We start from the raw sequence: 26,109 nt of genomic DNA, 5'->3' as shown, positions 1-26,109 counted from the left end.
AAAGGGGACAGATTTATTTGTGACGCAGCACCGTCAGCCTAAAAATAAATCTGTCCCCTTTTCCCTGTGCCCTAGTACTAACAATTGCGCCAAAACCATTGGTTCGAATAAAAGTTCAAGAAAAAGGGGACAGATTTATTTATGACGCAGCACCGTCAGCCTAAAAATAAACCTATCCCCTTTCCCCTTCAGATCAGAGATGTAACGCTGACAGTCTTGTTCAGCAGCAAACACCACCTGCCGGTTATGCCCTCGCTGCACCACATGATGTGGGTAGTTCGGCAATACTATTCGCCCCATCCTTGGCATAACGATCTCCTTCCATTGAGACCTGCAGCTTAGTCGATCAGGTGAAAAATAAATCTGTCCCCTTTCCCCTCTTTGCATGGCTAATCATTTGCTATGTTTTCTTGCTATCAAGATCGCTCGATCAACCATGTCGACAGTGATATACGGTACAAATCCGAGCCTATCTCCCTCAGCAAAGCTCTGCTTGTAACCTTCTAATCGTTCAACATCCCCAGCTATCGCCAAGGCAGCTAGATGCCTGAGTGGCATTGCACCTTTGACATCAGTTGGCAACCCCCTATATGCCGTTAGCCCATCTTCCAGGCTTTGAGACAGAGCCCATGATATAGCTTCACCAGCAAGTTGCAGTACATCCTCAGCAGAAAGACTAGCCAGTTTCTTAGGAGGCCCATTACTAATAATAATCGGAGAATAATCTCTACCTTCCCCATAAATAAACCCGACAGCCTCGGAGAACTCTCTTGATGAAATGGAAGGAGCAAGCGAGAGCCTAAAATGGTCTGCTCGCTTACCTATAAATGGAATAACCTGGACTTGAATATCATCAACAATAATTATGCAAAAGCAGTCCCCCACTTCATCCTTCTTACAAATCCAGCCTTGCCCCTCCATAATCGAAACCAGCTCGCTTTCTTTCATCATTTAGCACCAGGAAAGTTAATTATTTCTATAGGAACACCATTGAGAAAAAGGGGACAGATTTATTTTTCGGGCTGTCGCTTAGGTCTGCCCTGACCTCGTAGCTCAACCCGCTGCCCTTGGATTCTTTCTATTTCATCCACGAAACGAGCACTCCCGGTTAGCTGCCCCCTCTGTAGTGCTGCACGAATCAGATCAATCTCGCTCGATGGTACGGCTTGACGCATGAACTCCATGTACCGGATACGACGCTTTTCAGACGTGTTGCCGAGAGCAATGAAGCAGGGGTCTATATCTAACCAATCGCTGTCCGCCTGATCTGTTACCCGCATCCGATGGCTCGACCAAGGATAATCAACCGCTTCGGCAACCTTGCGGGCTCGAACCGGGTTCAGTTCGATATAGCGACAGCAGGCAAGCAAGTAGGCGTCTGACTCGACGACGCTGGACTTGTAGCGACTCTCCCAGAGAGTGCCGGTGCGCCCCTCCAGACGATTTCGATAGCGCGTAGCTCGCGCCGCCAGCGCCTTCATCAACTGCCCCAGCCCGGCAACAGCTTCACCGGGCGCCAGCAGCAGGTGGACATGATTGGTCATCAGGCAATAGGCGTAAACCTTGACCCCGAAGACGTCTTTCAGCTCACGCAGATCAGAAATGTAACGCCGATAGTCTTGTTCAGCAGCAAACACCACCTGCCGGTTATGCCCTCGCTGCACCACATGATGTGGGTAGTTCGGCAATACTATTCGCCCCATCCTTGGCATAACGATCTCCTTCCATTGAGACCTGCAGCTTAGTCGATCAGGTGAAAAATAAATCTGTCCCCTTTTTCCGAACCTATGGATGGCACGCCGACATTTGTTGAGCCGCGTAGGAGAGGTGCGCCTGTAATGTGGGAAGTGGCCCCCGCAGGCCGCTTGCGGAGGCCGTAAACGCAAAAAATAAGTGATTTGACCGTTTTTTGATCAAATCGCCTTTTTCAAAATCGGGAATGACCGAAGGCGACCCAAAATAACGCCCTAGTTCAGACCTTCCCTTGATTCACCATTACTCTCCAACGATGTCGTCCGTCTCCTCATAATCTTCCGGCTTACTGTAGTCATACTCAATATTAAATTTCCCATCAGGATAAAGCGTAAAAATCAGCCCCCAAATGCGCTGCCCATTTTTTTGGAGAACATCATCCCTAATCAGGATCGCCGCCTTGCCACTATCAATACAGCTATTTGGCCAAGCCAATGCCTTTTTATCAACGTTGCCGAAGCTTTCAAGCCAATAGACTGTTGATGCCATCCGGTGATAAATCTGACAACTACAGAAGGCTTTATCCCATGAGCGCCCCCCAATAAAATCAATAATCCCTCTAGCCAATTCATTATAGGCATCTTCAACTGTATTCATGCCTCACCTCATTGAATAAATGTAAACTGCTTTAACTCACCATCCATCATGGCATACACCTTGAATTCACTCGGCCTAACCCCATTACCTGGCGGGTATTTCACCTCGAAAAAAGGGGACAGATTTATTTATGACGCAGCACCGTCAGCCTAAAAATAAATCTGTCCCAAAAATAAATCTGCCCCCTTTTCCCCAGGTTAACTAACGTGCCCCGCTCAGTAAGACTTGGAACAGGGCCTATCGCTTTTGGACCATCTAAATTTCCAGCTTAGATAAAGCTATACCCTCTGAAGCCCCAACCACGCCATCAGTGATGGACAAGTTACCCTCAGACTCCAAAACGCTAAAGCCACAATCCCCAAAATCGACAAAAGGGGACAGATTTATTTTCCGGGGTTACGCCTCGGCCTGCCCTGACCTCGTAGCTCAACCCGCTGCCCTTGGATTCTTTCTATCTCATCCACGAAACGAGCACTGCCGGTTAGCTGCCCCCTCTGCAGTGCTGCACGAATCAAATCAATCTCACTTGATGGAACGGCTTGTCGCATGAACTCCATGTAACGGATACGACGCCTCTCAGGCGTGTCGCCAAGTGCGACGAAGCAAGGGTCCATGTCCAGCCAATCGCTGTCCGACTGATCCGTTACCCGCGTCCGATAGCTCGACCAAGGATAATCAACCGCCTCGGCAACCATACGGGCTCGAACCGGGTTCAGCTCGGCGGAAAATAAATCTGTCCCCTTTTTCCCGGTCCCCTTTTTCCCGACCCCATTGATCCGCCGAAAATAAATCTGTCCCCTTTTCCCGGTCCCCTTTTCCCCAATTCACCAGGTTCGACACTGGAGAAACTCTGCCAGAGCAGGTTGCTTTGAGTCTTGACGCCAGGCCGGCTAATGGGTGTCCCCTTTTTCTCCTTAACTTACAGCTTGATAAAATCGAAAACCTGACCAAACAGCCGCTCAACATCCGGTGTCGCTTCAAGATACGCAAGCGCTTTGTCCGGCGTTAAAGGCATGTCATAAGGCTCAAATCCCCGACGAACAGCAATACCATATAAAGCATACTCGTCATCCTCCGTATGCTCCCAATGGGGGACATAGCCAATCACCTGATAGATTTTAAAAATCTCGTCATGAAAATCCATTAAGTCATACAAAAACACAGGGGCGTTATCTAGCGATAATGCCTGAGCGCACCACACATTAAGCTCATCCCTGCTTATAGCCCCACAAAAAAGACAGGTGATGACGAAGGCCATCAACTCATCGCCGAAACATCCAGTATCACTCAGACTCACATCCCACCTCCCATGGCTTCGCCACCGATGTGCCCCGTCTTTGAATGAATCAGTTCAGGGACTAACTGCATTCGTCCACTATCCTGATGGTGATGCCACGTATCGAAAAAGGGGACTATCGAAAAAGGGGACAGATTTATTTATGACGCAGCACCGTCAGCCTAAAAATAAATCTGTCCCCTTTTCCTAGAAATAAATCTGCCCCCTTTTCCCATGCCGGCATCTTCAAGCTATCCGCTTGATCTGCGTAGATATTTTGTGGGGACTCCTCAGAATCCGCACCCTTTTCTGCCAGTTCAAGCTCAAGAAAAAACAAGGCGCCTTAACCCGTCGCAAAACTTGTTCAACTCAGACAACTCAACAACAGCTTCAAACCCAAAATATACATTTGACGAAGCCTCGTCAGGCTTGCCGCAATTAAATAAAATATTTATCGTGAAATACCCATCCAGCATATCAACCACATCACCATCCAAAGCCTTTATTTGTATATCGCCTTCCAATGGCACAAAAGATGGAGTTTCACCCCCACCCGCCATCAGCATCTGCACATGATCATAAAAATATATAAGTAATCTTTCTATATCACCACGAAACAACCTGCACACGAAGTTACCGGATAACACCCCAGAAAACCTACCAACCAAGACACAGGTAATATTGAAATCAAACTTTCCATCTCCCTCACGCACATTAACTGGCGCAAATATTAAGCTCCCGGCCTCTGTTTTAAGAATAATATCTAAAGAACTGTTCATTTAAAAAGGAAAATCCTCCCACCCCTAGAAAAAGAGAAAAAGGGGACAGATTTATTTTTCGGGCTGTCGCTTAGGTCTGCCCTGACCTCGTAGCTCAACCCGCTGCCCTTGGATTCTTTCTATTTCATCCACGAAACGAGCGCTCCCGGTTAGCTGCCCCCTCTGTAGTGCTGCACGGATCAGATCAATCTCGCTCGATGGTACGGCTTGGCGCATGAACTCCATGTACCGGATACGACGCTTTTCAGACGTGTTGCCGAGAGCAATGAAGCAGGGGTCTATATCTAACCAATCGCTGTCCGCCTGATCCGTTACCCGCATCCGATGGCTCGACCAGGGATAATCAACCGCTTCGGCAACCATGTGGGCTCGAACCGGGTTCAGTTCGATATAGCGACAGCAGGCAAGCAAGTAGGCGTCTGACTCGACGACGCTGGACTTGTAGCGACTCTCCCAGAGAGTGCCGGTGCGCCCCTCCAGACGATTTCGATAGCGCGTAGCTCGCGCCGCCAGCGCCTTCATCAACTGCCCCAGCCCGGCAACAGCTTCACCGGGCGCCAGCAGCAGGTGGACATGATTGGTCATCAGGCAATAGGCGTAAACCTTGACCCCGAAGACATCTTTCAGCTCACGCAGATCAGAAATGTAACGCTGATAGTCTTGTTCAGCAGCAAACACCACCTGCCGGTTATGCCCTCGCTGCACTACATGATGTGGGTAGTTCGGCAACACAATACGCCCCATCCTTGGCATAACGATCTCCTTCCATTGAGACCTGCAGCTTAGTCGATCAGGTGAAAAATAAATCTGTCCCCTTTTTCGTCAAAATAAATCTGTCCCCTTTTTCGGAGCACTTACTGTTCCTTTTGGACCAAAGAATTAGGCCATCAAATTCCGAGGCACACAGCCTTTTTCAAAGAACCCTCTAAAAATATCAACAACAGTCTCAAAATCAGTACAAACCGCTGAGGCATCAACAGCATCCCCTAGAACATCAACTGCCTTACCTGCATCTCCACTTCCGAGATAGGATCGAACAGTGTAATCCTCACCATCATCTTCACCTAAAGTCATCGCGAACATTCCATGATCCGCAACAACTTGCAAACTCAACAACTCAAATCCGCTGAGGTTCGCAGCCTCTAAAGTAACAGAGCCAGACACCTCACACACTTCCCTCAAGTGAGATTCAACATTACTCCAAGAGGGATCGTTAGTTCTCCCTCCTTGGCACTCCGCTCCGAACCCAACGACCCATGACAGAGAAAGCTTCATCATCTAATCCCTCTCTCTCAAAGCGCGCATCCCAGGCTGCCAATATAAAGTCTTACCGGTTGCAACTTCTTTAACTGTGAGAGAAGTGAGCCCGGACTTCTCTGCCATTGCAGCTATGTCTCCTCGGAAAAAGGGGACAGATTTATTTATGACGCAGCACCGTCAACCTAAAAATAAATCTGTCCCCTTTTCCCGTTAGGAATGTCACCAGAATAACGCTGCCAGTCTGGATGATACGGATCAGCCTTCATCTCATCCGGACAAAAAAGGGGACAGATTTATTTATGACACAGCACCGTCAGCCTAAAAATAAATCTGTCCCCTTTTCATCTAATTAATAAAGACCCAACACCCTGAGATCTTTTTTTAGCTCTGCGGCCTCGTCAGAGGGCAAATCATTCAAAACAGAAGATAGCTCGATCTCCTTTAGCAATCCGCGGATCATGTCAAGGTGATATTTCTTGACTTTCTCTGAAGACCTACCTGCCGAAAGAATAAGCGCTAAAATCTCCAACATTAATTTTTCAACAGGCAAGTCAAAGGAATTCTCAAGCTCACTGTAGGCATAGCCTACTTCGCTTTCTCCCTCAGCCCATGGGCTTTGGTGGCTGAGTTTGGCTCTGCAATAGCTGTAATAGCTGCCCAGAAACCAAGCCCGGATTTCACCATAAGTCACTCGATCTTCCATTACGGCGTCTTCCTCGGCGGGCGGAGCATAACGCCCTGATTATCAAGAATATTAACTGTGATATTGGGATATTTCGCCTTAAATTGCTCCGCCACGTTTAGACAGCTTGCGGAAAAAGGGGCTAGGTCGGTCTCTGGATCAACTTTATTCCCGCCCGTCGCATCTGGACTTGCTACCTCTTTTGGACCATTCAAACTCTAGCCAAAATATACTCCTCCACCTCTAAGATAGAGTAAAAATCCTTCTTGGCGTCGAAGTATATGTGACCATCATCGTACACAACTCGGCCACCTAAAGTCATACCTATGGCATAGGCAACAACCACAGAGAGGAAAACACTTTTCTCCGATCTAGTAAGTATCTGAGCCACAATAGGCAAATCATGCTCTGAGTCCTCCCTCAACTCCTCGGGCACCTCTGAAAAGCTTATCCAACAGAATAAATCTTGCTCATGATCCTGTACAAGAATCAGCCCCTTGCTCAAATCAAGTCCGCCAGCAAGGTTAACACCAATAGTTATTCTCTCTACCCTCTCAAAGAACTTAGAAAGAAGTGAGAGCATACCCCCCAGCAGCTCACTGAAAGTAGGGATTTCTCTAACAGGAACAAACAGACCAGTTGACATTACTGCCACCCTTTATGCTGAGCAACCCGCCCGGCAGAAATATTCATCCAGCCATCTTGCGTTTTTATATAAATATTACTCACAACCCCTTCACCAACAACATTGGAGACAGGAGACCCAGGTTTAAAATGATCCAGCATCTTATTCATGGAAACGCCTGTTCTGGAGGCATCTATATATATATCCCCTCTATACCCAGCTTTCGCCATATCCTTAGCCCCGCTAACTATATTTCTTCTTACTGCGTTTATACTCGCACCCTCTACGACTTTAAGTTGAACAGGTACGCCATCCAACCAACCATCAATACCAGCAAACTTAGATGAGTCCACCCCCTTAAATCCACCCCTTAAAGGAGACTATCTCAGACGCCTGCTTGAATTCGTGATCAGTTAAAGATCTTCTAATAACAGAGCCCTGTTTCCCCGTCGGCAACGCTAACGGCGGATTTACTTTGACAATTTCTTTTGGACCGCCTTCGACAACACCAGAGTCCGTTTTGGGCACATGCAGCTTCCCGTCAACGGCACTCGCAATACGATCAACAACTTTACCGCCAACACGCTGCAACACAAGGGAAAAAGGGGACAGATTTATTTATGACGCAGCACCGTCAGCCTAAAAATAAATCTGTCCCCTTTTCCGATCCGGAGCCCGATGCCGAGGTGATCCGCCGGCTGGGGGCCTTTGCCGAGGGCAGGCTCGGCATCGAGGCCATTCTGGAGGCGTTCAGGGGCAGGATCGTGGACGGGCGGTTACTGCCCTTCAACTAAACCAGCCCCAAGACAGGCTTGATACGCTCGTTCATTTCCACAAAGGCCTCATAGGTCAGACCCGGGTCATCGTTGAGAACCAAATAGACCCCATCCACCAGTCGTGCCGCCACATTAACCTTACCTTGCAGTCGTGAAACGACTTCATCAGGACCATAACCCAGGGCACGCTGACAAAGCTCCGCATCCCAAAACTGCGCCGGATATAGAGTGTAAATATTGTTGCGCCCATCAACATCCATAGCTGGATCTTCACGCAGCCGATTGTAAACAGGATTGTCGTCATTTAACCCTCCCTGGTAATACAGCCCGTACAAATCATAAGCAACCAGAGCCTTGTATCCTTTAAACGCTTCAATCACCTTCGGAAGGCACTCATTCAAAACCTGAACATAATCAATAGCCTTATTTGAAACTTTAAATCCAAAGCGCAAATGCTCGTCATAGGAAGCCCGATCTTCATATATATATCGCTCACCACGATACGCGTAGTCTCCAACAAGCCGGAGACCTTTGACGGGAAGCCTAGCTGTATATGTAGCAACTAACCCATCGCCGCAGCTCGGCGCAGTAGGAAGATCAATGCCTGCAAAGCCTAAAGGGGCGCCAATCTTAGACATCCTATCCATGACATCCACATGGCGCTGATCTATAGTAAGAGCACCATCTGGTCGAGCATAAATCCACAACTCAATATCTGCCGCACTCATGGAATTCTTGTCCTAGCACTAACAATTTCGCCAAAACCATTGGTTCGAATAAAAGCTTTCAAGAAAAAGGGGACAGATTTATTTATGACGCAGCACCGTCAACCTAAAAATAAATCTGCCCCCTTTTTCGTCCCCTTTTCCAAGCACAGCCCCCCAAAATAAATCTGTCCCCTTTCCCCCTCTTTTTCCCTCTTTTTCCCTTTTCTGCAATTTTTATTCACGATAACGACCGGCTAATGAGCGCTCCTATTAATCTATTACTCTTGATTCAATTTTTCCCGCTAAGATTATCTCTCCACGGCGCAAGCAAGCCTTCCTGAAGAACTCGGTCAACGACACCATCCTCAATGCTACCAACATAAGTAGCATCCAACTGAAACTCAAAGGAGAGACTTCCTTTTTTAGACAAGTCTCTAACAGCACCAATCAGCTCCTCTACTTCCTCTAGACTCTTCGAGTCCACATCAAGAGGAAGTATGTTCGGCGGCAAAGCTGAATAAATTTCTAGCATCCCACCTACCACCTCCAAACCATTCTCGTCTATCTCATCAATCAGGCTTGGCGGTGCAATGCTCCATACCCTAGACGCAGCAAGCTCATTCACAAGCTGCTGCACATCAAACTTAGTTAACCGATCCAAATCCTGCGCCACGTAGAAGATTAACTTCTGCTTCGCATGATCTAGCGGCACGGTATGCATTACTCAGTTCCTTTCTTCGGAGGGTATGCTGGAAGTGCTGATCCAGGGCTACCTGGGTTATATCTAAATCCTCCTGGCATGTAGTAAAAAGGGGACAGATTTATTTATGACGCAGCACCGACAGTCTAAAAATAAACCTGTCCCCTTTTCCTCGCCCCCCTTTTCCGCACCTATCCTTTCGAGAGCAAGTGTTTAATCTTAGAAAACAAACCCTGCGGCGGTGGCGGACTCCACCCTGGCCGCAGAAAGTCGTACTCCACATCGTAAAAGTCCAGTGGTTCAATAGGAAGTAGATCCATGGGTATCAATGGATTTTCAATTTGAACTTCGATCCCTCGGCACCAGCAAAGCTTGGCATGAATCATGGCGAAACCTGCCAAGAACTGGCCTTCCAGTTCGTGTACCGACTTGATCTTGGCCTGGTTCTCTATCAGAGCTTGTAAGCCTTCTTTGTCTTGTTTGAGCAGTAAAGAAAAGAAGTCTTGCCCGGCCTGCGCTAGCGCTTTGTTACGGTTGCCGCCGTTTCTGGCCACAAGGGCTATGGTTTCGCGCAGAGCCTCATCGTCGCGGCGCAGTGCCAATTGGAATTGGTAGAACGTAAAATGTGGCGTCTTCAACTGGTCTTTGTGCTTGAGTTCGGCATGGGCCAACCAATTGTAGATTTCTGGGCTATCGCTAAGCAGGCCGTATAAAAATGGTTCATAACCAGCAAAGGCATCACCGCTAGATTCAACCTCCTGCTGGGCAGCCATCAAGAGCTTGCAATAAACATAGAAATTCTGCTTCATACGACGCAAGTCGTTATCGATGAAATAACACTTCAGACCACGATCTTCCGAAAGTGAAGTCATATGCCGAAGAGCCGACCCTCTTTTGAGCTTGTGGTAATCCCTCACGTATTCAACAACCCATTCTGCAGTGAGTTCTTCCCACACTGCAGCCGCACGAATCAGCCGTTCCTCACGTGTTTCCTTATTTTCCTTCATGGTTTAACCTTCACAATAACCATGCCATTACTATTCACACCTGAAACAACGGTAGTGTGAAAAAAGGAAAAAGGGTACAGATTTATTTATGACGCAGCACCGTCATCCTAAAAATAAATCTACCCCCTTTCCCTTAGCATTAATCAGAAAATCTTTACTCTTCATCCCAAAAATCTCCGGGAGGCGCATACTCCCCTTCTCGCAAGACAGCGCACCAACCGTAACTTTTATAAAACATTTCAAGGTCAAGAATCTTGTATACGCCTTCACCAACTTTCCGCAACGTAATCAAACCGTTAGCAAAGTGCGTATATCGACCGCCCGCCCCTGCAATAGCTCTTAACTCAAGTTCTCTACGATCCCAGGCTGACACCAGTCCCGATGACTCAGGAACAGTATCCGAAAACGAAATCTCAAAGTCTGTTGAAATTTTGCAAAAGCAGGGGATTCGCTCCTGCATGAGTAATTCATCCGTGATCATATTGTTAGGAAAATCAATATTCAATTTCACTTAAATACACTCCAAGGAACGACAACCTCACCAGTGTAAAAGTGACAGATTTATTTATTGCCTCACAATATCAGCCGAAAATAAATCTGTTCCTTTTTCCCCCAGCGCCAACCGCAGGATAACGCCGACAACTTCCAGCAACTGTTCGCCTGCCACACCGAAGACAAACTCAAACTATTGGTATCACAGACCTTCCCGCTAGCGCAGGGTGGCGAAGCGATCGATGCGCTCGGCCAGCGTAAAGCCGTGGGCAAGGTGATGGTCGAAGTGCGGCAGGGGTGAACTATGCCACCCCCTGAAAAAGTCGCCCTATTGGCGGCTTTTTCAGTTCAGCCACGCGGTGCGTAGGCGAACACATCGGCGCGCATCTGGTGCGCGTCCATCCCGGCGTCGACCAGCGCATCGAGCGTGGCGTAGACCATGGCCGGGGAGCCGCTGGCGTAGACGTGCAGCGCCTTGAGGTCGGGGAAGTCTTCGCGCACCGCTTCGTGCAACAGACCACAACGACCCTGCCAGCCACATTGGTCGCTGACCACCTGATGCAGGTGCAGATTGGCCAGTTGCTGCCACTCGGCCCAATGCGGCAGCTGATAGAAGTCGTCGGGACGACGTGCGCCCCAGTACAGGTGCACCGGGTGGGCGAAGCCGCTGGCGCGGCAGTGTTCGATCAGGCTGTGCATCTGGCCCATGCCGGTGCCGGCGGCGATCAGCACCAGCGGTCCTGCCGGCAGTTCGGCCAGGTGGGTATCGCCATAGGGCATCTGCACGCGGGCAAAGCCGTGTTCGCGCAGGTGCTCGAGCAGCAGGCGGGTGCTGTCTTCACGCGCCAGGATGTGCAGTTCCAGCTCGCGACCGGAATGCGGTGCCGACGCCAGGGAGAAAGCGGCCATCTCGCCGTCCGGGCGCTGCAGCAGCAGGTATTGCCCGGCGTGATAGCGCGGCACCTTGCCGGCGGGCGTGCGCAGGCGCACGCGATAGACGTCGCCGCCCACATCGAGGCACTCGATCATCTGGCAATTCAGCTCACGCACCGGCAGCTCGCCCGGCGCCAGCACGCCATCCCAGTGCAGCACGCAATCTTCCAGCGGCTCGGCCAGGCAGGTGAACAGCTCGCCATGGTCCAGCTCGACACCGGACTGCAGCACCCGCCCTTCGACCAGCAGCGCCGCACAGATATGGCAGTTGCCGTTGCGGCAGCTTTGCGGGCACTCGTAGCCCAGGCGCCGGGCGCCGTCGAGGATGCGCTCGCCCGGCTGCAGGGCCAGGGTGACGCCGGAAGGTTGCAGGGTCACATTCATCAATCGATTCCCAGCTCGCTCCACAACGCATCGACCCGCGCCACTACCGCAGGGTCCTTCTCGATGGCACGACCCCATTCGCGCGTGGTCTCGCCCGGCCACTTGTGGGTGGCGTCCAGGCCCATCTTCGAACCCAGGCCGGAGATCGGCGAGGCGAAGTCGAGGTAGTCGATCGGCGTGTTGTCGATCATCACCGTGTCGCGCTTGGGGTCCATGCGCGTGGTAATCGCCCAGATCACGTCGTTCCAGTCCCGTGCGTTGATGTCGTCGTCGGTGACGATAACGAACTTGGTGTACATGAACTGTCGCAGGAACGACCAGACACCAAGCATTACGCGCTTGGCATGGCCCGGGTACTGCTTCTTCATGGTCACCACCGCCATGCGGTAGGAACAGCCTTCGGGCGGCAGGTAGAAGTCGGTGATCTCCGGGAACTGCTTCTGCAGGATCGGCACGAACACCTCGTTCAGCGCCACGCCGAGAATCGCTGGCTCATCGGGCGGGCGGCCGGTGTAAGTGCTGTGATAGATCGGCTCGCGGCGGCGGGTGATGCGCTCGACGGTGAACACCGGGAAGGTGTCGACCTCGTTGTAGTAGCCGGTGTGATCGCCGTAGGGCCCCTCCGGCGCGGTTTCGCCCGGATGGATCACGCCCTCCAGCACGATCTCGGCACTGGCCGGCACCTGCAGCTCGCTGCCGACGGCCTTGATCAGCTCGGTGCGATGGCCACGCAGCAGCCCGGCGAAGGCGTACTCGGAAAGGGTATCGGGCACCGGGGTGACCGCGCCGAGGATGGTCGCCGGGTCAGCACCCAGCGCCACGCAGACCGGGTACGGTTTGTCAGGGTGCTTCTGGCACCATTCGCGGTAGTCCAGCGCACCGCCACGGTGGCTGAGCCAGCGCATGATCACCTTGTTGCGGCCGATCACCTGCTGGCGGTAGATGCCGAGGTTCTGCCGCTCCTTGTTCGGGCCCTTGGTGATGGTCAGGCCCCAGGTGATCAGCGGCGCCACGTCGCCCGGCCAGCAGTGCTGGATCGGCAGCTTGCCCAGGTCGACGTCGTCACCCTCCTCGATCACCTCATGGCAGGGTGCGTCCTTGACCACCTTGGGCGCCATGGAGATGACCTTCTTGAAGATCGGCAGCTTGCTCCAGGCATCCTTGAGGCCTTTCGGCGGCTCGGGCTCCTTGAGGAAGGCCAGCAGCTTGCCAATCTCGCGCAGCTCGGACACATCCTCGGCGCCCATGCCCAGCGCCACGCGCTTGGGCGTGCCGAACAGGTTGCCGAGCACCGGCACGTCGAAGCCTGTGGGCTTTTCGAACAGCAGCGCCGGGCCACCCTTGCGCAGGGTGCGGTCGCAGATTTCGGTCATTTCCAGAACGGGGGATACCGGGATCTGGATGCGCTTGAGTTCGCCGCGCTTTTCCAGTTCACGGATGAAGTCGCGCAGGTCGCGATACTGCATGCAGGAGCCTCGTGTCGGGCTGGCTTGGGTCAGCCGTAAAGTTTAGCGCCGAAGTCGGGCTTTCAGAAGGCTTGAAAGCCTCCAGATACGACAAGGCCGGGTTTCCCCGGCCTCGTGGCACAGCGCAAGGTCTTACTTGCGCTTCATCGACAGGAAGAACTCGTCGTTGGTCTTCGTCGCTTTCAGCTTGTCGATGAGGAACTCGATGGCGGCGATCTCGTCCATCGGGTGCAGCAGCTTGCGCAGAATCCACATGCGCGACAGCTCTTCCTCGCCGGTCAGCAACTCTTCACGACGGGTGCCCGACTTGTTGATGTTGATCGCCGGGAAGGTGCGCTTCTCGGCCACGCGACGGTCGAGGATCAGCTCCATGTTGCCGGTGCCCTTGAATTCCTCGTAGATCACTTCGTCCATCTTCGAGCCGGTCTCGATCAGCGCGGTGGCGAGGATGGTCAGCGAGCCGCCTTCCTCGATGTTGCGCGCGGCACCGAAGAAGCGCTTCGGCTTCTCCAGGGCATGGGCGTCGACACCACCGGTCAGCACCTTGCCGGAGCTCGGGATCACGGTGTTGTAGGCACGTGCCAGACGGGTAATGGAGTCGAGCAGGATGACCACATCCTTCTTGTGCTCCACCAGGCGCTTGGCCTTCTCGATGACCATCTCGGCAACCTGCACGTGGCGGGTCGGCGGCTCGTCGAAGGTGGAGGCGACCACTTCGCCGCGCACGGTGCGCTGCATCTCGGTCACTTCTTCCGGACGCTCGTCGATCAGCAGGACGATCAGGTGCACTTCCGGGTTGTTGCGCGTGATGTTCGACGCGATGTTCTGCAGCATGATGGTCTTGCCCGCTTTCGGCGGGGCGACGATCAGGCCACGCTGGCCCTTGCCGATCGGCGCGCAGAGGTCGATCACACGGCCGGTGATGTCCTCGGTGGAGCCGTTGCCGGCCTCCATGGTCAGGCGCTTATTGGGGAACAGCGGCGTCAGGTTCTCGAAGAGAATCTTGCTCTTGGCGTTCTCCGGGCGGTCGAAGTTGATGCTGTCGACCTTGAGCAGGGCGAAGTAACGCTCGCCTTCTTTCGGCGGGCGGATCTTGCCGACGATGGTGTCACCGGTACGCAGGTTGAAGCGGCGGATCTGGCTGGGCGAGACGTAGATGTCGTCCGGGCCGGCCAGGTAGGAGGAGTCCGCGCTGCGCAGGAAGCCGAAACCGTCCTGGAGGATCTCCAGCACGCCGTCACCGGAAATTTCCTCGCCGCTTTTGGCATGCTTCTTCAGCAGGGCGAAGATGATGTCCTGTTTGCGCGAACGGGCCATGTTTTCCAGGCCCATCTGTTCGGCCATGTCCAGCAGTTCGGCAATCGGCTTTTGCTTGAGTTCGGTCAGATTCATAGGAATGACGTGATCATCGAGAGGAGAAGAAAGCTGTTAGCTTGAGAGGCCGCGCCGCAGAGAAGGCGACAGGATCGCGAACGAGTTCGTATAGGAATGAATCGGCGACGGCGTGCAGAGGGCTGCATAGAAAATGCAGCGAGGCCGAATTTAACACCACGAAAATACAGCGTCTACCCCAAAAAATGCAAAACCCCGCAAAAAGCGGGGTCTTCATCAGGCAGCGTGGGGTGGATGACGCTGATTTCATCCACCACCCTGCGACTCAGATGTTGCTGTCGAGGAACGCAGCCAGTTGCGACTTGGACAGGGCGCCAACCTTGGTCGCCTCGACGTTGCCGTTCTTGAACAGCATCAGGGTCGGGATACCGCGTACGCCGTACTTCGGCGGGGTTTCCTGATTCTCGTCGATGTTGAGTTTGCACACCTTGAGTTTGCCCTGGTATTCCTTGGCGATCTCGTCCAGCACCGGTGCAATCATCTTGCACGGGCCGCACCACTCAGCCCAGTAGTCGACCAGAACCGGACCCTCAGCCTGGATGACGTCCTGGTCGAAGCTGGAGTCGCTGACGTTGGTGATGAATTCGCTCATGAGAGTCTCCGTATATTCGGAAGCAAAAAGTGGCGACATCATAGCCCGGCTTGAGTGTCACCGAAAGGCGCTGGCGATTGAGCCTTTCAATACCCCTGTGGGGTACGCCTCAATCACCCAGGGTGGTGAAGGCGATGCCGGTGCGCAGCGCTGCGGCGCGAATGTGCTGCTGCATGGCCTTCTGCGCCGGCCCCGCAGCATGCCGGGCCAGGGCCTTGAGGATCTTGCGGTGTTCCTGCCAGGTTTCCATGGCCCGCTCGGGACGGATGAACGGCAGTTTCTGGCTTTCCAGGAAGATGTCCGCGCTGGAGGTCACCAGGGCGAACATCGCCTGGTTGCCACTGGCGGCGAGAATGCGTCGGTGGAACTCGAAATCCAGCCGCGTCGCCTGCTCGAAGTCCCCAGCGCGCAACGCCTGGCGCATCTGCTCGACGTTGTCCTCAAGGATGTCCAGCTCTTCGGCGGTCATCACGCCGGCCGCCAGCCCGCAGGCGAAACCCTCCAGGGCGAAGCGCAGCTGGAAGGTGTCGGCCGCCGACACCTGCGCGGCAAAGGGCCAGACGAAACCGCCCGCAGCCTCGACCTTCGGCGCCTCCTGGACGAACACGCCCTTGCCGGCCTGCACGCTGACCAGCCCCAGGGCGCTGAGCGACGACAGGGCCTCGCGCAACGAGGCGCGGCTGACGCCGAGGCGCTCGGCCAGGTCGCGCTGCGACGGCAACGCATCGCCGGGGCGATAGCCCTCCTCCTCGATCAGGCGACGAATCGCCTGCAGAGCGTACTCGGGTACCGCGCGAGGAGCAGAAGCATTCATGGCTGTTCGGGCCGGTCAGTCCAGTGGAGCCGCCTTTGTAAGGCCAGAGACCCACTTCAGGCAAGCGACGCCCCCTTGTGGAACAGGCCTGCGAAGGAACGCACCGAGATGGCACAGGATTGCATCTGACCAATCGGTCAGCTACCGCAACTGTTCAGACCAGTAAGACCTTATCAACACTCGCCTGAGGCGATACAAGCCGCTATTTCATTGATTCTGGCACAACCGATGCACTGCACGATCCCGTGCAAAACCCATCCGTTTTCATCCTTTCACTGGAGCACGACATGCGCAGAATCCATCGCAACCTGCTGGCCACCCTGTTCGCCGCCCTGACCCTCGGCGCCACCAGCGCCCACGCCGACGCACTCCAGGACATCGGCGCCGCCGGCACACTGAAAGTCGCAGTGCCGCAGGACTTCCCGCCATTCGGCTCGGTCGGCCCGGACCTGCAGCCGCGCGGCCTGGACATCGACACCGCACAGCTGCTGGCCGACAAGCTGGCGGTGAAACTCGAGCTGACCCCGGTCAACAGCACCAACCGCATTCCCTTCCTCACCACCGGCAAGGTCGATCTGGTGATTTCCAGCCTGGGCAAGAACGCCGAGCGCGAGGCCGTGATCGACTTCTCCTCGCCCTACGCGCCCTTCTACCTCGGCGTGTTCGGCCCGGAAGACGCCAGCATCGCCAGCCTCGATGACCTCGACGGCAAGACCATCAGCGTCACCCGTGGCTCGATCGAGGACATCGAGCTGAGCAACGTCGCCCCGAAAGGCGCCACCATCAAGCGCTTCGAGGACAACAACTCGACCATCGCCGCCTACCTGTCGGGTCAGGTCGACCTGATCGCCAGCGGCAACGTGGTGATGGTGGCCATCTCCGAGAAGAACCCCAAGCGCGTGCCGAGCATGAAGCTCAAGCTCAAGGACTCGCCGGTGTACGTCGGGGTGAACAAGAACCAGGCCGCGCTGCTGGACAAGGTCAACGCCATCATCGCCGCCGCCAAGGCCGACGGCAGCCTCGACGCGATCAGCCAGAAGTGGCTGAAGCAACCGCTGCCGGCTGACCTCTGAGCCGCGCGGGAGCCGAGCCATGGCGTACCAGTTCGACTTCGCCGCCGTCCTGCAGCACAGCGACCTGCTGCTGCAGGGCGCGGCCTTCACCCTCGGCCTGACCGCGATCGGCACCCTGTTGGGTGTCGGCCTCGGTATCGTCGGGGCCATACTGCGCGCCTGGCGCATCCGCCCGTTCGAGCGCATCTTCGGCGTCTATGTGGAGCTGATCCGCAACACGCCATTCATCGTCCAGCTGTTCTTTATCTTCTTCGGCCTGCCTTCGCTCGGCGTGCGCCTGAGCGAGTGGGAGGCCGCCGTGCTGGCGATGGTGATCAACCTCGGCGCCTATTCCACGGAGATCATCCGTGCCGGCATCCAGGCCATCCCGGCCGGGCAGCTGGAAGCCGCCGCCGCACTGGCCATGAGCCGCTTCGAGACCTTCCGCCATGTGGTGCTGCGCCCGGCGCTGGGCAAGGTGTGGCCGGCGCTGTCGAGCCAGATCATCATCGTCATGCTGGGTTCGGCGGTGTGTTCGCAGATTTCCACCGAGGAGCTGTCGTTCGCCGCCAACTTCATCCAGTCGCGCAACTTCCGCGCCTTCGAGACCTACCTGCTGACCACCGCGCTGTACCTGCTCATGGCCATCCTGATCCGCCAGCTGCTGGCCTGGGTCGGCCGTCGCTTCATCATGGGAGCCCGCTGATGGACTTCACCCTCTGGGACATCCTGCGCAACCTGCTCACCGGCCTGCAATGGACGCTGCTGCTGTCGCTGGTGGCCTTCGTCTGCGGCGGCATCGCCGGCCTGCTGGTCCTGCTGGCACGCCTGTCGCCCCTGTCTGCGCCACGCATCCTGGCCCGTGGCTACATCGAGCTGTTTCAGGGCACGCCGCTGTTGATGCAGCTGTTCCTGGTGTTCTTCGGCATCGCCTTGCTCGGCATCGACGTATCGCCCTGGCTGGCAGCCGCCACGGCCCAGACCCTGTTCACCAGCGCCTTCCTCGCCGAGATCTGGCGCGGCTGCGTCGAATCGATCGGCCGAGGTCAGTGGGAGGCCGCCGAGAGCCTGGCCATGAGTCGCCTGGAAACCCTGCGCCACGTGGTCCTGCCGCAGGCACTGCGCATTGCCGTGGCGCCCACCGTCGGCTTCTCGGTGCAGGTGGTCAAGGGCACTGCGGTGACTTCGATCATCGGTTTCACCGAGCTGACCAAGACCGGCAGCATGCTGGCCAACGCCACGTTCGAGCCCTTCATGGTCTACGGCTTCGTCGCCCTCGGTTACTTCCTGCTCTGCTACCCGCTGTCCCTCGCTGCATACCGCCTGGAAAGGAGGCTCAATGTCACTGCTTAACGTCACCGCGCTGCACAAGTACTACGGCGACAACCATGTACTCAAGGGCATCGACCTCAGGGTGGAGGAAGGCGAAGTGGTCGCCATCATCGGCCGCAGCGGCTCGGGCAAGAGCACCTTCCTGCGCACCCTGAACGGCCTGGAGTCGATCAACGACGGCGTGATCGAAGTGGACGGCGAGTACATCGACGCCGCCCGCGCCGACCTGCGCAGCCTGCGGCAGAAAGTCGGCATGGTGTTCCAGCAGTTCAACCTGTTCCCGCACCTGACCGTCGGCGAGAACGTCATGCTCGCACCGCAGGTGGTGAAGAAGACCTCGCGCGCCGACGCAGAGGCCGTCGCCCGGCAGATGCTCGAACGGGTCGGCCTGGCCGAGAAGTTCGACGCCTACCCCGAGCGTCTCTCCGGCGGCCAGCAGCAGCGCGTGGCCATCGCCCGCGCACTGGCCATGTCGCCCAAGGTGCTGCTGTGCGACGAGATCACCTCGGCGCTCGACCCCGAGCTGGTCAACGAGGTGCTGGCGGTGGTCAAGCAACTGGCCAGCGAAGGCATGACCCTGATCATGGTCACCCACGAGATGCGCTTCGCCCGCGAAGTGGGCGACAAGCTGGTGTTCATGCACCAGGGCAAGGTGCACGAGATCGGCGACCCCAAGGCACTGTTCGCCGCGCCGCACACCGAGGAACTGCGCAACTTCATCGGCTCGGTGAACCTGTGAACGCCATGCCGCCCCTGCCGCTGCACATCGAGCCGCTGACCCGCGAGGCCTTCGCCCCGTTCGGCGAGGTGATCGAGACCGCCGGTGCCCGCTCCTTTCCGATCAACGCCGGGACCACCACCCGCTATCACGACCTGGCCCGGGTGGAACTGGCCGGCGAGGCGCCGCGCACCCTGGTCAACCTGTTCGAGGGTCAGGCCTGGCATGCGCCCATCGAGATTCGCATGCTCGAACGACACCCCCTGGGCAGCCAGGCGTTCTACCCGGTGGACGGCGGACGCATGCTGATCGTCGTCGCCCCGCCTGGCGAACTGGACGAGTCGCGCATCCGTGCCTTCGTCAGCGCAGCGGATCAAGGCATCAACTACGCCCGTGGCACCTGGCACCACCCGCTGCTGAGCCTGCAACGCCCCGCTCGCTTCCTCGTGGTGGATCGCGGCGGCAATGGCCACAACTGCGAAGAGCGGATGCTCGAACAACCGCTGCAAGCCCTGCTCTGAGCCATTGGGCGCATCGCACGGCAGCACGTGCGCGGGCACAGGTGCTGCGCCCTGGATACTCCGGGGCGTAAGGCACCTGTGATTTCGTGACCGGGGTTCCAGGTCAAGCCACTCCGTCGCAATCCCCGCTGGAGGACCTTGCCGTCGCGGCGGATTTGCCACAGGCTAGCGCTCGGACGCAGCCCTCCGGCGAGCCGCGACAGGCTTGCCTCGTGCCTGCGCACAGGGTCTGCTGAGCAGCAGGAAGCAACATGACGGCTCAGGGCGGCTTGCCGCACGACTCAGCCGCGCCATCCCAACAAGGAGCATCAGATGGTTTCTCTCCGTACAGTCCCGGCCGTGATCGGCATGCTGCTGTTGAGCACCGGCGCTTGCGCCGAGACAGGCAGCGAAGGCAGCACTATCAAGGAGTCGGCCAAGGCGGCGGTGTCCTCGGCGATATCGGCCGGGAAGAACCTGCTGGGCGGCATCACCGAAGGCGTGATCGATGGCCGCGAGTCAGCCCAGGGCGCCGATGGCGCACAGGTCATCTCCAACCACGAGCAGATGGCGGACATCGTCCAGGTCGACGTGCTGAAAACGCAGCCGGACGGCGACAACCTGCGCGTCACGCTCGGCCTGAAGAATACTTCCGCCACGCAACTGCGCCTGATCAATCTGACGCAGACCGGCGCGCTCCTGGCGATCGACGCCGATGGCTACGCCAACCCGCTGCTGCCAGGGCTGCAGAATCCGGACGAAATCACCGTTCCGGCGAACGCAGGCGTACGCCAGGTCTTCATCTTCGCCGGGCCGATGGACAGCGGCGTGTCGGTGCGGCTCTGGGGCCAGGACTACCCCGTTCACTGATCCGCCAGCCGGCATGAGCAGCGGATCGGCCATTCTGCGACATCCGTATGCGTTGGCTCATCCGCTCAGTCGTGGCAGGATGGCGCGGAAATCGAACGAGATGCCGCCATCATGCCCCAAGCCCCTGCCGAGAGTTTCCCCCTGATCGCCGCCATCGACCTGGGCTCGAACAGTTTCCATATGGTGCTGGCCAAGGCCGACAATCACGAGATCCGCATCCTCGAGCGGCTCGGCGACAAGGTACAGCTGGCGGCAGGCCTGGACGACGAACGCCAGCTCAGTGAAGAAGCCATGCAGCGCGGCCTCGACTGCCTGCGCCGCTTCGCCCAGTTCACCACCAGCCTGCCGGAAGGCGCGGTGCGCGTGGTCGGCACCAATGCCCTGCGTGAAGCACGCAACCGGGCGGTGTTCATCCGCCGTGCCGAGGAGATTCTCGGCCACCAGGTCGAGGTGATTTCCGGGCGCGAGGAAGCGCGCCTGATCTACCTGGGCGTGTCCCACAGCATCGCCGACACGCCGGGCAAGCGCCTGGTCGCCGATATCGGCGGCGGCAGCACCGAATTCATCATCGGCCAGCGCTTCGAGCCACTGCTGCGTGAAAGCCTGCAGATGGGCTGCGTCAGCTTCACCCAGCGCTACTTCAAGGACGGCAAGATCACCCCGGCGCGCTACGCCCAGGCCTACACCGCTGCGCGCCTGGAGCTGATGGGCATCGAGCAGGGCCTGCGCCGCCTCGGCTGGGAGGACGCCGTGGGCGCTTCCGGCACCATCAAGGCCATCGGCCTGGCGACCAAGGCGGCCGGCCTGGGCAGTGGCGAAGTCACGCTCGAAGGCCTGGCCTGGCTCAAGCGCAAGCTGTTCAAGCTCGGCGAGGTGGAGAAGATCGACCTCGACGGCATCAAGCCGGATCGCCGTGGCATCTTCCCGGCCGGCCTGGCGATTCTCGAAGCCATCTTCGACGCCTGCGACATCCAGCGCATGACCCACTCCGAGGGCGCCCTGCGCGAAGGCGTGCTGTACGACCTGCTTGGCCGTCATCAGCACGAGGATGTACGCGAACGCACCCTGTCGGCCTTCATGGAGCGCTACCACGTCGACGTCGACCAGGCCGCACGGGTCGAGAGCAAGGCGCTCTCGGCGCTGGACAAGGTGGCCAGCGACTGGGGCCTGACCGACGACTGGCACCGCGAGCTGCTGAGCTGGGGCGCCAAGGTGCACGAGGTGGGCCTGGACATCGCCCACTACCAGTACCACAAGCACGGCGCCTACCTGATCGAACACTCCGACCTGGCCGGCTTCTCGCGCCAGGACCAGCAGATGCTGGCACTGCTGGTACGCGGCCACCGCCGCAACATCCCCAAGGACAAGTTCGCCGACTTCGGCGAGGAAGGTGTGCAGCTGATGCGCCTGTGCGTGCTGCTGCGCTTCGCCATTCTCTTCCACCACATCCGGGGCTCCCAGAGCATGCCCGAGGTGCAGTTCAAGATCGGCGACAACAGCCTGGAAATTCACTTCCCCGACGGCTGGCTGGCGGCCAACCCGCTGACCCAGGCCGACTTCGAGGCCGAAGCCGAGTGGCTCAAGCGCATCGACCTGGCGCTGAGCGTGCGCTGACCCTCCCCGACCTGAATCGCGACAGGGCGGGCCCCCTGCCAGCGTTACCTGGCGGGTTGCACCCGCCCTACGGCTGCAGCGCGAAGTCCAGCACCTGCACGCTGCTGACGAAGGCATTGCCGGCATGGTCGCGCCCCGGGGCCACCAGCAGCTCGTTGGGCAGGCCCAGCGCATTCAGGCGCTGATGGAATTCACGCGTGTTGTCCACCATGCGCCTTTCGGCCAGGTGCCGTTGCCGCGCATCCTTGAGCTGTGCACCGGCCGCAGGTTGTTCGCCACCTCCGACGCTGAGCAGCAGGCGCACCTGCGGTCGCTGCTCCTGCTCTGCGTGGGCCTGCAACAGGTCGAAGGCATAGCGCCGGTTCCACCACAGTGACGGACTGGAGGCGAAATAGCGCTGGAACGCCTGTGGACGGCTGAGCATCGTGTAGAGGGTGAACAGGCCGCCGTAGGAGTGGCCGAACAGCGTCTGCCGCTGCGGGTCGACCTTGTAGCGCGTGGCGACCAGTGGCTTGACCTCATCCTCGAGAAAGTCGAGGAAGCGCTCGGCGCCGCCCTGCCGGGTGGCCAGCCGATCACCGGTGTCGCGCATATCCGGCGCGGGCGGCGTGTAGTCCTCGGCACGCGCCGGGACATCGAAAGGCGCATCGCCCGGGTAGCCGATGCCCACCACCAGCACGGCCTCGCGACCGTCGCGGGAGGCATGCGGCTGATACATCAGCGCCTGCTGCGACAGCAGCGGGAAGAACAGGTTGGCATCGAGCACATAGACCACCGGGTAACCCTGCGGCGGCGCCTCGCCCTGCGGCCGGGACAGGTACAGGCGATAGGTGCGCCCGGTATGCCGGGACTGCAGCTCGCGCATTTCCGCCTGCGCCAGCGTCGCCGGCTGCCAGGGCTCGGCCTGCAGCGCAGGAGAGGACAGCAGCGCCAGCAGGCAGAGGACGACGCTAGCCCTCATCGGCGATGTCCTCGCTCCAGGTGATGCTCAGGTTTTCCCGGCGGGCGAAACGCACCAGGTGGTCGTCGAGCACGAAGCGGATGCGTGCGGCAGCCTCGTCGTCATCGGCCTGGCAGTCGAAGCGCAGGCTGTCCGCATCGGCCTGCATCAAGCAGCGCCCGAACGGGAAACGTGCATCGGCGCTGCGCTCATCGAACTCCACGGCGATCTTGTGGCGAAAGTGCTTGCACAGCTTGGTCATGTACAGCGACGCAGAGGCGGTAACCGCGGCGCCTTGGAATCGGATCATGCAGGAAGGCTCATCAGGTGGCGGCGGGTGGACCCGCTGTTATCGGGATTGGAGAGTGGATGACGCGCTTGCCATCCACCATCGTGCACATCAAGCGGTGGACGGGTGAAGCGTCGTCCACCCTACGTGAGACCGCGTGTTGCAGCCGTGGGGTGGATGACGCTCTTCTCATCCACCATCGCGTACACCGAACGGTGGACGGGTGAAGCGTCGTCCACCCTACGTGAGATCACGTGCTGCAGTCGTAGGGTGGATGACGCTCTTTTCATCCACCATTGGGCAAGGCTGTCAGAAGTTGGTGCTGAGGCTGGCGTAGAAGGTGCGCCCCGGCTCGTTGTAGGTGTAGGCGCCGGCCTCGCGGCTGTTGCCCTCGCGGTACAGGCGCTTGTCGAACAGGTTGCTGACGCCCGCGCCGATGCTCCAGTTCTTGTCGATAGCATAGGTGCCGCCGACCCCGACCAGCGCATAGGGGGCGATCTCCCGCCGTGCATCGCCACTCAGTACGTTGCCCTGGTAGTCGTACTTGCCCGGCGTCTGCCGGCCGTACCAGGTCACCGTGGTCTGCAGCGACAGCGGGTCGGTCACCTGCCAGTCGAGGGTGGAGTTGACGGTGAACTCGGGGATGATCGACAACGGCTCGCCGGTCTCCTTGTTCTTCGATTGCAGCATCCAGGTGAAGTTGGTGTTCCAGCTCAGGCTGCTGGCCAGCGGCATCTTCAGGTTGCCCTCGAAGCCTTCGACCACCGCACGCGGAATGTTGGTCCACTGGAACACATTGGCCACGCGCGTGCTGCTGCCCTGGGTGAAGTTGACCGAACCCACCGGTGTACGGCCCGCTTCGACCTTGTCGCGGTAATCGTTACGGAACCAGGTCAGGCTGGCATGGTAGTCGGCGGATTCGAACTCGATGCCCAGTTCCTTGTTGACGCTGGTTTCCGCTTCGAGATTCTCGTTACCCACCAGGAAGCAGCCCGGCCCGCCTGTGACGAAGTCCCAGCAGCCGAGGCCGTTGCTGTACAGCGCGTAGGACGCGTTGCTCTGGTACAGGTTGGGCACCTTGTAGGCCCGTGCGATACCGGCCTTGAGGGTGAAATGGTCGTCCAGGCGATGCGACAGGTTGAGCGACGGGCTCCAGTTGCCGCCGCTCAGGCTGTTGTGGTCGTAACGCAATCCGGGCGTGAGAACGGTGCCGGGACGCAGTTCGATGTTGTCCTCGACGAACAGCGATGCGGTACGCATGGCGATGTCGCCATCGAAGCGAGTCGGGTAACCGACGCTCTGGATCGCGGCGAGATCGGAGACGCCATCTTCCATGCGCTGCTCGTTCCACTCCGCCCCCAGCGTCACCACCTGCTCGAACACGGCCGAGATCGGCAGGCTCACTTCACTGTGCGCGGTCAGGCTCTCCAGCTCGATGGTGCCGAACTGATCACTGTAGATCGCCCCCTCCGGCCCACCGGCCAGGCCTTCCTTGAGCCGGTTGTTGCGCGTGCGCTCGTACTGCAGGTAGTTCATCGTGGTACCGAAATCCCAGTCGCCGTGGTGCGTGACGCCGTAGGTGTTGCGGTACATGCGGTTGGTTTCGCGGCCGATCCAGGCGCTGCGGTAGTTGTCGACCACGGCACTGCTGGACAGGTTGTTCATGCTGTCGCCGGTGTAGATGTTGCCCTGGCGGCTGAAGCCGGCCTGCAGCTCGAGGGTCTGCGACTCGTCGAGGCGCCAGGTCAGGGTGCCGTCCACGTCGCGGTTGCGCACCCCTTCACGACCGGCCAGGGCAGCATTGGAGGCGCTGACGGCACGGCCTTCGTTGATGTCCTCGTCGTCCGAATCGGTCTTGTTCAGGTTGCCGTACACGCGATACGAGAGGGTATCGGTCAACGGGCCGCTGAGCCCGAAGTTGAGGCGGCGGGTGGCGCCCTCCTCGCTGTGCTCGGGCATGTTGGCGTACAGGCTGAGGTTGCCGTGGTGCTCCAGGCCGGCCTTCTTGGTGATGATGTTGACCACGCCACCGGCGGCGCCGCTGCCATAGCGCGCGGCGGCGGGGCCACGCAGCACTTCGATGCGCTCGATCTGCTCGGCCGGCACCCAGTTGGTGTCGCCGCGCGTGTCGCGGTCACCGCGCCAGCCATAGCGCACGGCATTGCGCGAGCTGACCGGCTTGCCGTCGATCAGGATCAGGGTGTTCTCCGGGCCCATGCCACGGATATCGATCTGGCGATTGTTGCCGCGCGCACCCGAACCGCTGTTGCCGGTCAGGTTGACCCCCGGCTGCTTGCGGATGATCTCGGCGACGTCGTTCATCGGCGGCGCCTTCTGGATGTCCTCGGCGGTGATCACCGACACCCCGAGGGCCTGCTTGAGTTCTTCCTGGGCCGTACCGAGCACCTCGGTAGGCTGCAGCTCAAGCGGCTCTTCGGCGGCCATGCCGAGACCTGGCAGCGCCAGCAGCACGGCGATGGCCAATGGATTGAACGAGTGTTCACGACACGATTGCAGGTACATAACCCCTCCCCGGCGTGCCACCCAATCGGGCGGCACA

30 protein-coding genes and 3 pseudogenes are annotated in these 26,109 nt (G+C 57.8%); 9 read left to right on the top strand and 24 right to left on the bottom strand.

Features of this window, described 5'->3' with window-relative positions:
* Positions 1 to 186: 186 nt before the first annotated feature.
* The 12 genes and pseudogenes from EWH21_RS02760 to EWH21_RS02705 form a co-directional block, all read right to left on the bottom strand.
* A pseudogene (locus EWH21_RS02760) lies at positions 187 to 309 on the bottom strand (transposase); the annotation flags it as partial.
* 84 nt (positions 310 to 393) lie between these two features.
* A complete protein-coding gene (locus EWH21_RS02755) occupies positions 394 to 948 on the bottom strand; it encodes a hypothetical protein (protein WP_277699732.1) in 555 nt (184 codons plus the stop codon).
* A 62-nt stretch (positions 949 to 1,010) separates the two neighbouring features.
* A complete protein-coding gene (locus EWH21_RS02750; protein ID WP_277699731.1) occupies positions 1,011 to 1,712 on the bottom strand; it encodes a transposase in 702 nt (233 codons plus the stop codon).
* A 283-nt stretch (positions 1,713 to 1,995) separates the two neighbouring features.
* Positions 1,996 to 2,349 (bottom strand): hypothetical protein, encoded by a 354-nt coding sequence (locus tag EWH21_RS02745; RefSeq protein WP_134677850.1) that lies wholly within the window; start codon positions 2,347 to 2,349, stop codon positions 1,996 to 1,998.
* A gap of 383 nt (positions 2,350 to 2,732) precedes the next feature.
* Positions 2,733 to 3,068, bottom strand: a pseudogene (locus EWH21_RS02740) (transposase); the annotation flags it as partial.
* Between the two features lie 200 nt (positions 3,069 to 3,268).
* Positions 3,269 to 3,646 carry a hypothetical protein gene (locus EWH21_RS02735; RefSeq protein WP_277699730.1) on the bottom strand — a complete coding sequence of 126 codons (378 nt, stop codon included), beginning with the start codon at positions 3,644 to 3,646 and terminating at the stop codon, positions 3,269 to 3,271.
* A 302-nt stretch (positions 3,647 to 3,948) separates the two neighbouring features.
* Positions 3,949 to 4,404, bottom strand: a complete 456-nt coding sequence (locus EWH21_RS02730; RefSeq protein ID WP_277699729.1) for a hypothetical protein — start codon at positions 4,402 to 4,404, stop codon at positions 3,949 to 3,951.
* Between the two features lie 51 nt (positions 4,405 to 4,455).
* Complete coding sequence (locus tag EWH21_RS02725; RefSeq protein ID WP_277699728.1) at positions 4,456 to 5,157, bottom strand: transposase; 702 nt, start codon at positions 5,155 to 5,157, stop codon at positions 4,456 to 4,458.
* Between the two features lie 126 nt (positions 5,158 to 5,283).
* Complete coding sequence (locus tag EWH21_RS02720; RefSeq protein ID WP_277699727.1) at positions 5,284 to 5,679, bottom strand: hypothetical protein; 396 nt, start codon at positions 5,677 to 5,679, stop codon at positions 5,284 to 5,286.
* A gap of 334 nt (positions 5,680 to 6,013) precedes the next feature.
* Positions 6,014 to 6,367 carry an Imm2 family immunity protein gene (imm2, locus tag EWH21_RS02715; RefSeq protein WP_277699726.1) on the bottom strand — a complete coding sequence of 118 codons (354 nt, stop codon included), beginning with the start codon at positions 6,365 to 6,367 and terminating at the stop codon, positions 6,014 to 6,016.
* 190 nt (positions 6,368 to 6,557) lie between these two features.
* On the bottom strand, positions 6,558 to 6,992 hold the full coding sequence (locus tag EWH21_RS02710) for a hypothetical protein (RefSeq protein ID WP_277699725.1): 435 nt from the start codon (positions 6,990 to 6,992) through the stop codon (positions 6,558 to 6,560).
* Positions 6,992 to 7,324: a hypothetical protein gene (locus tag EWH21_RS02705; protein ID WP_277699724.1), complete on the bottom strand. Its 333-nt coding sequence runs from the start codon at positions 7,322 to 7,324 to the stop codon at positions 6,992 to 6,994. Before EWH21_RS02705 ends, EWH21_RS02710 begins: the two co-directional genes overlap by 1 nt.
* 267 nt (positions 7,325 to 7,591) lie before the next feature.
* Between EWH21_RS02705 and EWH21_RS02700 the strand changes: the two genes are divergently transcribed.
* The gene (locus EWH21_RS02700) at positions 7,592 to 7,765 is read left to right on the top strand and encodes a hypothetical protein (protein WP_206596464.1); all 174 of its coding nucleotides are present in this window, start codon (positions 7,592 to 7,594) and stop codon (positions 7,763 to 7,765) included.
* On the opposite strand, the gene EWH21_RS02695 is transcribed toward EWH21_RS02700, so the two are convergent.
* The 4 genes from EWH21_RS02695 to EWH21_RS02680 form a co-directional block, all read right to left on the bottom strand.
* A complete protein-coding gene (locus tag EWH21_RS02695) occupies positions 7,762 to 8,475 on the bottom strand; it encodes a hypothetical protein (RefSeq protein WP_277699723.1) in 714 nt (237 codons plus the stop codon). The two genes, EWH21_RS02700 and EWH21_RS02695, sit on opposite strands and share 4 nt — an antisense overlap.
* A gap of 268 nt (positions 8,476 to 8,743) precedes the next feature.
* Positions 8,744 to 9,175 (bottom strand): hypothetical protein, encoded by a 432-nt coding sequence (locus EWH21_RS02690; protein ID WP_277699722.1) that lies wholly within the window; start codon positions 9,173 to 9,175, stop codon positions 8,744 to 8,746.
* 170 nt (positions 9,176 to 9,345) lie between these two features.
* Positions 9,346 to 10,161 (bottom strand): Imm49 family immunity protein, encoded by an 816-nt coding sequence (locus tag EWH21_RS02685; RefSeq protein WP_152487605.1) that lies wholly within the window; start codon positions 10,159 to 10,161, stop codon positions 9,346 to 9,348.
* A gap of 154 nt (positions 10,162 to 10,315) precedes the next feature.
* Positions 10,316 to 10,672: a hypothetical protein gene (locus EWH21_RS02680; RefSeq protein ID WP_277699721.1), complete on the bottom strand. Its 357-nt coding sequence runs from the start codon at positions 10,670 to 10,672 to the stop codon at positions 10,316 to 10,318.
* Between the two features lie 96 nt (positions 10,673 to 10,768).
* Here EWH21_RS02680 and EWH21_RS02675 point away from each other — a divergent pair.
* Positions 10,769 to 10,954: pseudogene (locus EWH21_RS02675) on the top strand (zinc-binding dehydrogenase); the annotation flags it as partial.
* Between the two features lie 47 nt (positions 10,955 to 11,001).
* On the opposite strand, the gene EWH21_RS02670 reads toward EWH21_RS02675, so the two are convergent.
* The 5 genes from EWH21_RS02670 to EWH21_RS02650 all read right to left on the bottom strand — a co-directional run bounded on the left by EWH21_RS02670 (position 11,002) and on the right by EWH21_RS02650 (position 16,234).
* Positions 11,002 to 11,970 carry a CDP-6-deoxy-delta-3,4-glucoseen reductase gene (locus EWH21_RS02670; protein ID WP_175254494.1) on the bottom strand — a complete coding sequence of 323 codons (969 nt, stop codon included), beginning with the start codon at positions 11,968 to 11,970 and terminating at the stop codon, positions 11,002 to 11,004.
* On the bottom strand, positions 11,970 to 13,436 hold the full coding sequence (gene ubiD / locus EWH21_RS02665; RefSeq protein ID WP_277699720.1) for a 4-hydroxy-3-polyprenylbenzoate decarboxylase: 1,467 nt from the start codon (positions 13,434 to 13,436) through the stop codon (positions 11,970 to 11,972). Before ubiD ends, EWH21_RS02670 begins: the two co-directional genes overlap by 1 nt.
* Before the next feature lie 132 nt (positions 13,437 to 13,568).
* Entirely contained in the window at positions 13,569 to 14,828 is a 1,260-nt protein-coding gene (rho, locus tag EWH21_RS02660; RefSeq protein ID WP_037052884.1) for a transcription termination factor Rho, read from the bottom strand.
* A gap of 265 nt (positions 14,829 to 15,093) precedes the next feature.
* The gene (gene trxA / locus EWH21_RS02655) at positions 15,094 to 15,420 is read right to left on the bottom strand and encodes a thioredoxin TrxA (protein ID WP_047588854.1); all 327 of its coding nucleotides are present in this window, start codon (positions 15,418 to 15,420) and stop codon (positions 15,094 to 15,096) included.
* 109 nt (positions 15,421 to 15,529) lie between these two features.
* Positions 15,530 to 16,234, bottom strand: coding sequence for a FadR/GntR family transcriptional regulator (locus EWH21_RS02650; RefSeq protein ID WP_037052880.1), 705 nt, complete (start codon positions 16,232 to 16,234; stop codon positions 15,530 to 15,532).
* A gap of 287 nt (positions 16,235 to 16,521) precedes the next feature.
* Here EWH21_RS02650 and EWH21_RS02645 point away from each other — a divergent pair, with 287 nt between their 5' ends.
* The 7 genes from EWH21_RS02645 (at position 16,522) to ppx (ending at position 22,320) form a co-directional block, all read left to right on the top strand.
* Positions 16,522 to 17,307, top strand: a complete 786-nt coding sequence (locus tag EWH21_RS02645) for a transporter substrate-binding domain-containing protein (RefSeq protein ID WP_037052876.1) — start codon at positions 16,522 to 16,524, stop codon at positions 17,305 to 17,307.
* Positions 17,308 to 17,326: 19 nt separating this feature from the next.
* Positions 17,327 to 17,992, top strand: a complete 666-nt coding sequence (locus EWH21_RS02640) for an amino acid ABC transporter permease (RefSeq protein WP_175254497.1) — start codon at positions 17,327 to 17,329, stop codon at positions 17,990 to 17,992.
* Positions 17,989 to 18,639, top strand: coding sequence for an amino acid ABC transporter permease (locus EWH21_RS02635; protein ID WP_277700589.1), 651 nt, complete (start codon positions 17,989 to 17,991; stop codon positions 18,637 to 18,639). Before EWH21_RS02640 ends, EWH21_RS02635 begins: the two co-directional genes overlap by 4 nt.
* Positions 18,626 to 19,357 carry an amino acid ABC transporter ATP-binding protein gene (locus EWH21_RS02630; protein ID WP_037052868.1) on the top strand — a complete coding sequence of 244 codons (732 nt, stop codon included), beginning with the start codon at positions 18,626 to 18,628 and terminating at the stop codon, positions 19,355 to 19,357. Before EWH21_RS02635 ends, EWH21_RS02630 begins: the two co-directional genes overlap by 14 nt.
* On the top strand, positions 19,354 to 19,857 hold the full coding sequence (locus EWH21_RS02625) for an ureidoglycolate lyase (protein ID WP_277699719.1): 504 nt from the start codon (positions 19,354 to 19,356) through the stop codon (positions 19,855 to 19,857). The genes EWH21_RS02630 and EWH21_RS02625 overlap by 4 nt, the downstream gene beginning before the upstream one ends.
* A gap of 348 nt (positions 19,858 to 20,205) precedes the next feature.
* On the top strand, positions 20,206 to 20,706 hold the full coding sequence (locus tag EWH21_RS02620) for a hypothetical protein (protein WP_134677875.1): 501 nt from the start codon (positions 20,206 to 20,208) through the stop codon (positions 20,704 to 20,706).
* A 111-nt stretch (positions 20,707 to 20,817) separates the two neighbouring features.
* Entirely contained in the window at positions 20,818 to 22,320 is a 1,503-nt protein-coding gene (gene ppx / locus EWH21_RS02615; protein WP_037052866.1) for an exopolyphosphatase, read from the top strand.
* A 67-nt stretch (positions 22,321 to 22,387) separates the two neighbouring features.
* Here ppx and EWH21_RS02610 read toward each other — a convergent pair whose 3' ends face one another.
* The 3 genes from EWH21_RS02610 to EWH21_RS02600 form a co-directional block, all read right to left on the bottom strand.
* The gene (locus EWH21_RS02610) at positions 22,388 to 23,281 is read right to left on the bottom strand and encodes an alpha/beta hydrolase-fold protein (RefSeq protein WP_277699718.1); all 894 of its coding nucleotides are present in this window, start codon (positions 23,279 to 23,281) and stop codon (positions 22,388 to 22,390) included.
* Positions 23,271 to 23,570, bottom strand: a complete 300-nt coding sequence (locus tag EWH21_RS02605; protein WP_150607565.1) for a DUF2218 domain-containing protein — start codon at positions 23,568 to 23,570, stop codon at positions 23,271 to 23,273. Before EWH21_RS02605 ends, EWH21_RS02610 begins: the two co-directional genes overlap by 11 nt.
* A gap of 288 nt (positions 23,571 to 23,858) precedes the next feature.
* Positions 23,859 to 26,072 carry a TonB-dependent siderophore receptor gene (locus tag EWH21_RS02600; protein ID WP_277699717.1) on the bottom strand — a complete coding sequence of 738 codons (2,214 nt, stop codon included), beginning with the start codon at positions 26,070 to 26,072 and terminating at the stop codon, positions 23,859 to 23,861.
* Between the last annotated feature and the right edge of the window lie 37 nt (positions 26,073 to 26,109).

It is taken from the genome of Pseudomonas sp. REST10, from assembly GCF_029542605.1.
Classification (GTDB): Bacteria; Pseudomonadota; Gammaproteobacteria; order Pseudomonadales; family Pseudomonadaceae; genus Aquipseudomonas; species Aquipseudomonas khazarica.
This window is presented reverse-complemented; position numbering and strand designations above follow the sequence as displayed.